The organism is Kitasatospora sp. P5_F3, assembly GCF_054049135.1.
The window spans coordinates 1-10,038 of sequence record NZ_JBFUMY010000109.1 but is presented as its reverse complement, the minus strand read 5'-3'; the positions used below and the strand labels follow the sequence as shown (position 1 = coordinate 10,038).

The 10,038-nt window shown below is 73.6% G+C and carries 9 protein-coding genes; 5 read left to right on the top strand and 4 right to left on the bottom strand.

Annotation, left to right across the window (positions count from 1 at the left end):
• Positions 1 to 106 precede the first annotated feature (106 nt).
• The 3 genes from ACXJMZ_RS34465 to ACXJMZ_RS34455 all read left to right on the top strand — a co-directional run bounded on the left by ACXJMZ_RS34465 (position 107) and on the right by ACXJMZ_RS34455 (position 2,081).
• On the top strand, positions 107 to 625 hold the full coding sequence (locus tag ACXJMZ_RS34465; RefSeq protein WP_457033959.1) for an SAV_6107 family HEPN domain-containing protein: 519 nt from the start codon (positions 107 to 109) through the stop codon (positions 623 to 625).
• A 79-nt stretch (positions 626 to 704) separates the two neighbouring features.
• Positions 705 to 1,457, top strand: coding sequence for a methyltransferase domain-containing protein (locus ACXJMZ_RS34460; RefSeq protein WP_457033958.1), 753 nt, complete (start codon positions 705 to 707; stop codon positions 1,455 to 1,457).
• Between the two features lie 240 nt (positions 1,458 to 1,697).
• Positions 1,698 to 2,081, top strand: a complete 384-nt coding sequence (locus tag ACXJMZ_RS34455; RefSeq protein ID WP_457033957.1) for a DUF3040 domain-containing protein — start codon at positions 1,698 to 1,700, stop codon at positions 2,079 to 2,081.
• A gap of 99 nt (positions 2,082 to 2,180) precedes the next feature.
• On the opposite strand, the gene ACXJMZ_RS34450 is transcribed toward ACXJMZ_RS34455, so the two are convergent.
• From ACXJMZ_RS34450 to ACXJMZ_RS34435, 4 genes are all read right to left on the bottom strand, one after another.
• A complete protein-coding gene (locus tag ACXJMZ_RS34450; RefSeq protein WP_457033956.1) occupies positions 2,181 to 4,577 on the bottom strand; it encodes a transglutaminase family protein in 2,397 nt (798 codons plus the stop codon).
• A gap of 37 nt (positions 4,578 to 4,614) precedes the next feature.
• A complete protein-coding gene (locus ACXJMZ_RS34445) occupies positions 4,615 to 5,937 on the bottom strand; it encodes a DUF58 domain-containing protein (RefSeq protein ID WP_457033955.1) in 1,323 nt (440 codons plus the stop codon).
• Position 5,938: 1 nt separating this feature from the next.
• Positions 5,939 to 6,931, bottom strand: a complete 993-nt coding sequence (locus ACXJMZ_RS34440) for an AAA family ATPase (protein ID WP_057233059.1) — start codon at positions 6,929 to 6,931, stop codon at positions 5,939 to 5,941.
• 219 nt (positions 6,932 to 7,150) lie between these two features.
• Positions 7,151 to 7,684, bottom strand: a complete 534-nt coding sequence (locus ACXJMZ_RS34435) for a beta-class carbonic anhydrase (RefSeq protein ID WP_457033954.1) — start codon at positions 7,682 to 7,684, stop codon at positions 7,151 to 7,153.
• A gap of 532 nt (positions 7,685 to 8,216) precedes the next feature.
• On the opposite strand from ACXJMZ_RS34435, the gene rsmH reads away from it, so the two are divergent.
• Together rsmH and ACXJMZ_RS34425 are read left to right on the top strand one after the other, a co-directional pair.
• Positions 8,217 to 9,185: a 16S rRNA (cytosine(1402)-N(4))-methyltransferase RsmH gene (gene rsmH / locus ACXJMZ_RS34430; protein ID WP_457033953.1), complete on the top strand. Its 969-nt coding sequence runs from the start codon at positions 8,217 to 8,219 to the stop codon at positions 9,183 to 9,185.
• A 38-nt stretch (positions 9,186 to 9,223) separates the two neighbouring features.
• Complete coding sequence (locus ACXJMZ_RS34425) at positions 9,224 to 9,811, top strand: FtsB family cell division protein (RefSeq protein WP_457033952.1); 588 nt, start codon at positions 9,224 to 9,226, stop codon at positions 9,809 to 9,811.
• Positions 9,812 to 10,038 lie beyond the last annotated feature (227 nt).

The window sequence follows — 10,038 nt, the reverse complement described above, 5'->3', positions numbered from 1 at the left end:
GGGGGCGCCTTTGCATGCGGTCCTCCCGGATTGTCAGTGCCGCCGTTCACGATGGAGGGGCTCGGGTCAGCCGGCCCGGGTCACCCGCTGTGGACCGGGGGATCGCATGACCATCAGTCAGCCCGAGACCGTCCCACTGCTGCCCGCCCCACTGCTGCCCGCGCCCGCCCGGCCGATCCGGGGCGCCGACATCCACCCCGTCCCGCGCCGGGCGGCCGCGCCGCCCGCCGCACTGGACCTGCTCCGGCACGCCGAGCTGACGCTGATCCAGTCCCGTCAGTACGAGGACCCGCTCCAGCGCTACGCCACCGCACACCTGGCCGCGCTGCGCACCACCGCCGCCGTGCTGGCCGTCCGGGGGCGTCCGGAGAAGCGCACCCGGCGGCGGCAGGCGATCCGCAGTGCCTGGGAGGTGCTGCCCGAGGTGGCGCCCGAGCTGGCCGAGTGGGCCGTCTACTTCGCCGCCGGGGCCCGCCGCAGGGCCGCCGCCGAGGCGGGCATCCGGCACGCGGCCACCGCCCGCGACGCGGACGACCTGATCCGGAACACGGCCCTCTACCTCCGCCTGGTCCAGCGCCTCCTGGACCTCCGTCCCGACCAGCCGTTACCACTGGACGCGAGCTGAGCGAGGGAGCCCGGAGGGCCTCAGGCAGGCCGTAAGGTGGTGGCGTTCAGTGACATCGCTGTGGTGAGGAGCCTCCACCGTGTACCCGACCCGTCCTCGCAGTGCCCTGCGTACCGCCGTGGTGTGGGAGGTGGTGCGAGCCGCTCTGGAGCAGCGGGCCGGGGATCTCGGCCGGCCCGTGCTGGAGGTGCTCGACACCGGCGGTGGCACGGGCAACTTCGCCGTGCCGGTCGCCCGCCTCGGGCACCGGGTGACGGTGGTCGACCCGAGCCCGGACGCGCTGTTCGCACTGGAGCGCCGGGCCGCCGAGGCCGGGGTCACCGACCTGGTCCGGGCGGTCCAGGGCGACACCCAGACCCTGCCCGACCTGGTCGAGCCCGGCACGGTGGACGCGGTGCTCTGCCACGGCGTGCTGGAGATGGTGGACGACCCGACCGAGGCGCTGAGCAGCCTGACCGGGACGCTGGCCAAGGGCGGCCTGGTGAGCCTGCTGGCCGCGAACCGGAACGGCGCCGTGCTGGCCCGCGCACTGGCGGGTCACTTCACCGACGCCCGGGCCGTCCTGGACGCCCCCGACGGCCGCTGGGGCCCGCAGGACCCGATGCCCCGCCGGTTCAGCGTTGAGGAGCTCGGCGACCTGGCCGTCGCGGCCGGTCTCGCGGTCACCTCGGTGCACGGCGTCCGGGTCTTCGCGGATCTGGTCCCCGGTGTCCTGGTGGACACCGAGCCGGGCGCGATGGAGGCGCTGCTCAAGCTGGAGCAGGCCGCTGCCGAGCAGCCCGCCTTCCACGCCGTGGCCACCCAGCTGCACGTTCTGGCCGCGCTGGTCTGAGGTCGTTCCGACGATCCGGGCACTTGTCGGAGCGCTCCCGCGTTGGTCACCTTCGGGTCGGGTGAGCGAACGTGGCCGGTGCCACGGACGCGTGACCATCCCGATCCGGCCGCTCGGACCGTATGATCTGGGTAAAGCCGGAAAGCATGACAGCCAGGCGCATGGGGCATATGGACGACACAAGGCCCAGCCAGGGGTGGCCGGTCCGGTCGCCCCGCGACCGACGAGTAGGAGGACTCCGTGCCGCTCTCGGAGCACGAGCAGCGACTGCTCGAGCAGATGGAGCGAGCGCTGTACGCCGAAGATCCCAAGTTCGCGTCAGCGCTTGAGGGAACCGGGCTGCGCACCCACACCCGTCGGAGGGTCTACCAGGCCGCCGCAGGGTTCGTGGTGGGCATTGCCCTCCTGATGGGAGGCATGGTCGCCCAGCTAATCTGGGTGAGCGTCGTCGGATTCCTGGTGATGCTGGGCTGCGCGGTCCTCGCCGTTACCGGCTGGAAGCGTGGTCCGGCCGGGCATGGAGCGGGACCGAAGGCGTCCCCTGCTCCGCGCCGGAAGGCCGGTGTGATGGACCGGATGGAGCAGCGCTGGCAACGCCGTCGGGACGAACACGACGGAATGTGAGCCGACCGGAAGTACGGAGCTGAATGAGGGCGGGCAGTCGATTCGACTGCCCGCCCTCAGCCTTGTCGGGACCGGTGCCCGGTCAGGACCGGCCCCGGCTCAGGACTTGTTCCGTCGCAGCAGCCCGGCCAGCCGCCGGACGGGTGCGAAGACCCGCCCGGTCCGCTCCCGGACGGCGTCCTGGACAGCCAGCCGCCGGTCGGCGATCCGCCGGCGCAGCCGCGCGGCGGAGGCGGGCAGCAGGACCGCCCTGGCCCGGCCGCGCCGTCCGGCGGCGGCCCGCAGACCCTCGGCGGCGGTCCGGACGTCCGGACCGAGCGGCAGCTCCGGGGCGGCCGTCCGGGCGTACAGCACCCGTTCGGTGGCCAGCGCCACCCGGCCCGCCGCCGCGGCGGCCGGGGCGTCCAGTCGGCCGGCCTCGGCGATCCGGTGCGCGGTGCCGCGCGGGGAGTACGAGTCGTCCGGCGGGATGCCCAGGTCCCAGGCGGTGTCGATCAGCTCCTCCCAGGCGGCCAGCACCTGGTGGTCCGTCAGCTCGGGGGAGCCGGCCAGATGACGGCCGCCCCCCAGCCTGCGGCGGCGTTGGCCGATCCGCCAGAGCATCGGGGTGGCCAGCAGGGCCAGGACCACCAGGACGGCCAGAAGCCCGGTCAGCGCGGGCCAGGAGAGCCACCAGGGCAGCGGCTGCTCGGGCTTGAACGTGACGTCCGCCCCGTCGTCGCAGGCGTCCTGGCGCTGCTGCTGCCCGGTGCAGGTGCTGCCGGCACTGGGAGCGGCGGAGGCGCCGGGGTCGGCCTGGACGCTGGGCTGGGCGGTCGGGGCGGCGGTCGGCTGGGTGACCTTCTCCGAGGTGTAGCCGGGGGTGCTGCCCCGGCTGGGGGTCGGCTCGAAGCGCAGCCAGCCGGAGCCGGGGAAGTACAGCTCGGGCCAGGCGTGGTAGTCCTGGCTGCGCACGATGAAGTTGCCGCGGCCCTGGTCGGCGCCGGGGGCGAAGCCGATCGCGACCCGGGCCGGGATGCCCAGGGAGCGGGCCATCGCGGCCATGCTGGCGGCGAAGTGCACGCAGAAGCCGGTCTTGTTCTGCAGGAACTTGGTGATCGCCTCGTTGCCGGTGCCCGCGTCCACCTTGAGGCTGTAGGTGAACTCCTTCGACGTGAACCAGTTCTGCAGGGCCACCGCCTGGTCGTACGGGGTGGTCTTGCCCGCGACCACCTTGCGGGCGGTCTCGGCGACCACCGGCGGCAGGGTGTCGGGCAGGGCGGTGTACCGCTTCGCCAGGTCGGCCGGGGTGGTTCCGGCGGCCCGCAGCTGGGCCGGGCTGGGCTCGAGCTCCAGGCTGGTCACGTCGTAGCCGATGCCGTCGCTCTTCTGGCCCCGGTCACCGACCACCGTGCGAGTGCTCGGCTCGTACCGCCAGTTGCCCCGGACGGAGACCGACTGGGCCGGGTACGGCATCGGCAGCCACTCGGTACTGAGCTTGTCGGAGATCTTGATCGAGGTCAGGAAGCTGGTGGACGTGACGTCCTGGCCGAGGCCCTGGGCCGGCGGCATCGGGTTCGGGATCGGCTGCAGGTGCTGCTCGGAGACCTTCCACTGGACGCCGTCGAAGCTGTCCAGGGCGCCGATCCGCAGGTACAGCTGGTTGCCCTGCAGGGAGTCGGTGGAGTACCGGAGCATCTCCACGTTGTCCTGCCGGTTCAGATTGGCCGTCAGGGCGACCACCGGGCTGAGCGAGGTGACCTGGCGGCCGGTGCCGTTGCCGAGCCCGTCGCCGTCGCCCCGGTCGATCAGGCCGAGGTCCGAGTAGGGCACCAGCAGCGGCACCGCCACGGCGACGGCCAGCGCCAGCAGGCCGATCCGGTGGCCGCTCTGGGAGAGGCCGCCGGAGCCGTCCTGCGCGGTGCCGTGGAAGACCCGGCCCCAGCGGGACAGCCGGTCCTGGCCCTCGGCGTTGAGTAGCAGCAGGTAGCCCAGCGCGGCCAGCAGGAACCAGAGCCAGGCGGCGTCCGTGGTACCGATGCCGGTGCCGACCGAGTACAGCGTGAGCAGCGGCAGCCCGGCCAGCGCGGCCTTGCGGAAGGTCACCGCGAGGGTGTCCACCAGGACGGCGATCAGGGTGACCGAGCCGACCAGGATGAGCGTGATGCCCGGGGAGTCGGGGGCCGGGATGGTGTACTGCTGGATGTCCTCGTTCCCGCTGGCGATCAGGGTGCCGACGGCGTCCAGCGCGCGCGGCCCCGGCAGCACCGCGTAGTCCATCGAGGACTGCACGGTCAGCAGGAGCAGCACGTACAGGGTGACCAGCAGCTGGAGCGAGGCCTGCAGGGCGCGGGCGACCGAGAGCCTGCGCAGGCCGGCCCCGGCCGCGCCGACCGCCGCGATCATGACGAAGGCCTCGCCGATCCAGCCGCTCGGCTGCACCAGCGGGATCAGACAGAACGTCACCAGCGTGGTGGCCAGCGCCGAGTAGAGCGTCAACTTCGCCCGGGTGGTCACGTACGGGGCTCCTCGGGGCGGGTGGTGCGGAAGCTGGTCATGAGCCGACCCCGTTCCGGTAGGGGGCCGGGCCTGCGGTGCGTTCGGCCAGCCGCCAGAGGGCGGGGACGGAGTCGCCGGCCCGCGCGGGCAGGACCGTCCAGCCGGCCTCCCGGAGGGCGCGGACCTGGTCGGCGGCCTCCTCGTCGGGCGCGTCCGGCAGGATGTGCCGGAGCCCGGCCCAGGTGGCGGTGTCCAGCAGGATGGCGACGGCGCCGCCCGCGCGGCGGCGGAGCCGGCCGAGCCGGGCCACCTGGTCGTCGTCCAGCGAGCCGAGGATCGCCACGATGACGCCCTCGCCGCCGAGTCGGAGCACCTCCTCGGCGCGGGCCAGCCCGCCGCCGTCGGACTGCTCGACCACGGCCAGGGCGTCCAGCAGCAGCCCGGCGGCCTCGCCGACCGAGGCGATCACGCCGCTCTCCGGGCCCGGCACGGCCAGGCCGGTGTCGGTGAGCAGTCTGGTCCGGTAGCCGCGCTCCATCAGGTGCACGCCGACCGAGGCCGCGCAGCTGACGGCCCATTCGAAGGAGGAGGCGGGGCCGCTGCCCCGGTGCCCGATCTCCCGGGTGTCCAGCAGGACGGTCGCGCGGGCCTTGAGCGGCTGCTCCTCCCGACGGACCATCAGCTCGCCGTACCTGGCGGTGGACTTCCAGTGCACCCGGCGCAGGTCGTCGCCGTGCCGGTACTCGCGCGGGATCACGTCGTCGTCCCCGGCCAGCGCCAGGGTGCGGGTGTTGGAGTCGCCGTGCCCGGACGACTCGCCGGTCAGCCGGACCGCGGGCAGGCTCTGCACCTGCGGCACCACGGTCAGCACGTCGGAGGCGGCGAAGGACCTGGTCAGCTCGCACATCCCGAACGGGTCGGCGACCCGGAGCTGGAGCGGCCCGAGCGGGTAGCGCCCGCGCAGGTCGGAGCGGACCCGGTAGGAGACCTCGCGGAAGCCGCGCGGTTCGACCCGGTCCAGCACGAAGCGCGGGCGAGGCCCGAGCACGTACGGGACCTTGTCCTCCAGCAGCAGCAGGCCGGTGGGCACCCGGGAGACGTTGTCGAGCCGCAGGTGCACCCGGGCCTCCTGCCCGGCCGCCACCCGGTACGGGCTGAGCCGGCGGCCGCCCGCGACCCGGTAGCGGGTGCGGACCAGCAGCAGGGCGGCGGCCAGCGGGAGGGCGGCGAGCAGCACGCCGATCTGGAGCAGGGCGTCCTGCCCGAAGACGTACGCGCAGAGCACGGCGGTGAAGCCGGCGGCCAGGAAGGAGCGGCCCCGGGTGGTCAGCCCGCGCAGGCCGGTGCGCAGTCCGGACGGACTGTCGGCCCGGGGCACCTCAGACCCGCCCCTGCGGACGCGGGATCGGCAGCCGGGCCACCAGGTCGGTGACGATCTGCTCGGTGCTGCGGCGGCTCAACTGGGTCTCGGCGGTGGGGATCAGACGGTGTGCCAGCACCGGGACGGCGAGCGCCTGGATGTCGTCGGGGAGCACGTACTCGCGGCCGTCCAGCGCGGCGGCGGCGCGGGCGGCTCGGATCAGGTGCAGGGTGGCGCGCGGCGAGGCGCCGAGGCGCAGCTCCTGGTGGTGGCGGGTGGCGCCGACCAGCTCGACCGCGTAGCGGCGGACGGTGTCGGCGACGTGCACGGTGCGGACCACGTCGACCAGCTTGAGGATGTCGTGGGCGTGCGCGACCGGCGTGATGTCGTCCAGCGGGTTGGCCCCGCCGTGCACGTCCAGCATCGCGAGCTCGGCCTCGGCGCTCGGGTAGCCGATCGAGATCCGGGCCATGAAGCGGTCGCGCTGGGCCTCGGGCAGCGGGTAGGTGCCCTCCATCTCGACCGGGTTCTGGGTGGCGATCACCATGAACGGCGAGGGCAGCTCGTAGCTGGTGCCGTCGATGGTGACCTGGCGCTCCTCCATCGACTCCAGCAGCGCGGACTGGGTCTTCGGCGAGGCCCGGTTGATCTCGTCGCCGACCACGATCTGGGCGAAGATCGCACCGGGCCGGAACTCGAAGTCCCGGCGGTTCTGGTCGAAGACGTTGGTGCCGGTCACGTCGGACGGCAGCAGGTCGGGGGTGAACTGGATCCGGCGCACCGTGCAGTCCACCGACTTGGCGAGCGCCTTGGCCAGCATGGTCTTGCCGACGCCGGGCACGTCCTCCAGCAGCAGGTGGCCCTCGGCCAGCAGCACGGTCAGCGCGATCCGGACGGCCTCGGGCTTGCCCTCGATGACACTCTCCACCGAGGCCCGGACCCGCTCGGCCACCGCACCGAGCTCATGCAGGCTCGAACTGCCCGCGCCGGTCTGTCCGTTGTAGGTCGTCACGCGATTGCTCCCATGCCCCGAAAATCACCTGGCCGCCACACTGCCGGGTCGGCCCGCAGGCGCATTCTTCCCTGTCAGGTGGGCTGTCGTCACCCGCCCGGGCGACACGCGCCACACTGTCCCGGTTCGTCCGGTGGACGCCTGGGACGGTGCCGTGGTTCCCGGGCAGCAGAACGGGCCCGGACGGCGTTGGCCGGGCCCTTCGAGCGGAGCGACGGGTCAGTGGATCTCGCGGAGCAGGCCGGTGTGCACGTCGAAGACGAATCCGCGCACGTCGTCGCGGTGCGGGATGAAGGGGGAGGTGCGGACCCGCTGCATCGACTGCCGGACGTCGCCGTCCAGGTCCACGAAGGACTCCACCGCCCAGGTCGGCCGCTGGCCGACCTCCTGCTCCAGCTCCCGGCGGAAGTCCTCGGTCAGCCCGAGCAGACCGCAGCCGGTGTGGTGGATCAGTGCGATCGAGCGGGTGCCCAGGGCGCGCTGGCTGATGGTCAGCGAGCGGATGGTGTCGTCGGTGACCACCCCGCCGGCGTTCCGGATCAGGTGGGCGTCGCCGAGCTCGAGGCCGAGCGCGGCGAAGAGGTCGAGCCGGGCGTCCATACAGGCCACCACGGTGACGTTCCGGACCGGCCGGGCGTCCATCCCGCCGTCGCGGAAGTGCACGGCGTAGGCGCGGTTGGCCTCGACGAAACGGTCGATGATGGCGGGTTCGGCAGCGGCGGTCGGCGTGGGCCCGTCGGGGGTCACTGTCATGCGGAAGACGGTAATGGGATTTCGGCCGCCGTGGTGGGGTGGAGGCCGGTGGGTGTGGCCGGTGTGACGGAGCGCATATCCGCCGACCGGCCTCCTCGTCTGCTTCGCCCCACTCTGTCCCGGCGCACGCCGAGCCTCGTGCGCGGTACCGCCGAGTGGGGGACCGGCCCGCCCGAACCGTCCCGACCTGCGGTGATTCATGACTCCAGCCGGGTGGTGCGCCGTCGCGGACGATTGACTGGGCAGGTCCGGGCGGTAGAGTTCGGCGCAGTGGAGCAAGGGCCGTACGGTCCGTCAACTCCCCTGCCGGGCACGGCCGTACGCAGCCCGTGGCCTCCTCCCGCTCCGTGCCACCTGGCGCACCTTCCCCGGTGCCGGGCGGCACTCCTTCCCCGGGCGAGCGGGCGGGGACCACGGGCTGCGTACCCGCTGCGCTCAGCCATTCACGTACGGATCACCTTGTAAGGGCCGGCGTCGCAGTTCCCCGAGCCCCTGGACCGTAGATGCCGGAGCACCTGCCAAAATGGTCGGCATGAGCACCGACAGCCCCGCCCCCAAGCACGTCCCGGTGATGCTCCAGCGCTGCGTCGACGCGCTGGCTCCGGCGATCACCGCCCCCGGTTCGGTGGTGGTGGACGCCACCCTCGGGCTCGGCGGGCACAGCGAGGCGCTGCTCACCCAGTTCCCCGAGATCCGGCTGGTCGCGGTGGACCGCGACCCGGCCGCGCTGGAGCTCTCCGGTGAGCGGCTGGCCCGGTTCGGCGACCGGGCCACCCTGGTGCACGCGGTCTACGACGAGATCCCGCAGGTGCTGGCCGACCTCGGCATCCCGAAGGCGCAGGGCATCCTGTTCGACCTCGGGGTCTCCTCGATGCAGCTGGACGAGGCCGACCGGGGCTTCGCGTACGCCCAGGACGCGCCGCTGGACATGCGGATGGACCAGACCCGGGGCCTGAGCGCGGCCGAGGTGCTGAACACCTACACGCACGGCCAGCTGGCCCGGATCCTCAAGGTCTACGGTGAGGAGCGGTTCGCCGGGAAGATCGCCTCGGTGATCCTGCGCGAGCGCGAGAAGGAACCGTTCACCAACAGCGCGCGTCTGGTCGATCTGGTACGCAACGCCATCCCGGCCGCCACCCGGCGCACCGGCGGCAACCCGGCCAAGCGGACCTTCCAGGCGCTGCGGATCGAGGTCAACGGCGAGCTGGAGGTGCTGGACCGGGCCATCCCCGGCGCGCTGGACTCGCTCGCACTGGGCGGCCGGATCGTGGTGATGTCCTACCAGTCGCTGGAGGACCGCCTGGTGAAGCAGTACTTCGCCGCGGCGGCCACCAACACCGCACCGCACGGCCTGCCGATCATCCCCGAGGAGCACCAGCCCTGGCTGAAGCTGCTCACCCGGGGTGCCGAGCTGGCCACCGAGCAGGAGATCGAGGAGAACCGGCGCGCCGCGCCCGTACGGCTGCGGGTGGCGGAGAGGATCAGGGAGACCCGCGGTTAGTCGGACCGGGGGGCGGGGACGGGCGAGGGAGAGACGCGGTGCCGGTGGCCGGTGGTGGCCTGACGGGTCGAACACAGCGGGAGCGCGGCGCGCTCCCCGGCCAGGGCGGCAGGACGAGGATCACGGTACGGCCGGGCCGGGGGTCCTCCCGGGGCCGGACGCCGTTCGCGGTCCTGGTGGTGGCGCTGCTCTCGGGCGGTCTCTTCGGGCTGTTGATGCTGAACACCGCGCTGAACGAGGGCTCGTTCGAGCTCAGCCGGCTGGAGCGGCAGTCCACCGAGCTGACCGATCTGCAGCAGACCCTGCAGGCCCAGATCGACCAGCAGTCCGGGCCCGACGCGCTGGAGCGCAGGCTCCGCGAGCTCGGCATGGTGCCCGGCGGCGACCCGGCGTTCCTGGAGGCCGCCGACGGCTCGGTCAAGGGCAAGCCCGCCGAGGCCAAGGACAGCCCGCCGGTCAAGCGCTCGGGCGAGGAGCTCTGGCCGCAGCCCGGCCCGAGCGCCCAGTCCGCGCCGCCCGCCGCGCCGCCCGCCGCGCCGAGTGGTGACCCGGGGGTCCAGATCGACCCGGCCCCGCCTGCCGCTCCGTCAACTCCCGCCCCGTCCGCCGGAGGTACGCCGCGATGAGTACGCCCCGTCAGCCCCCGCGCGGCGGCCCGGGCCCGCGCCGGCCCGCCCGACCGCAGCCGGGCCGGACCCAGGGGGGGTCCAGATCGACCCGGCCCCGCCTGCCGCTCCGTCAACTCCCGCCCCGTCCGCCGGAGGTACGCCGCGATGAGTACGCCCCGTCAGCCCCCGCGCGGCGGCCCGGGCCCGCGCCGGCCCGCCCGACCGCAGCCGGGCCGGACCCAGGG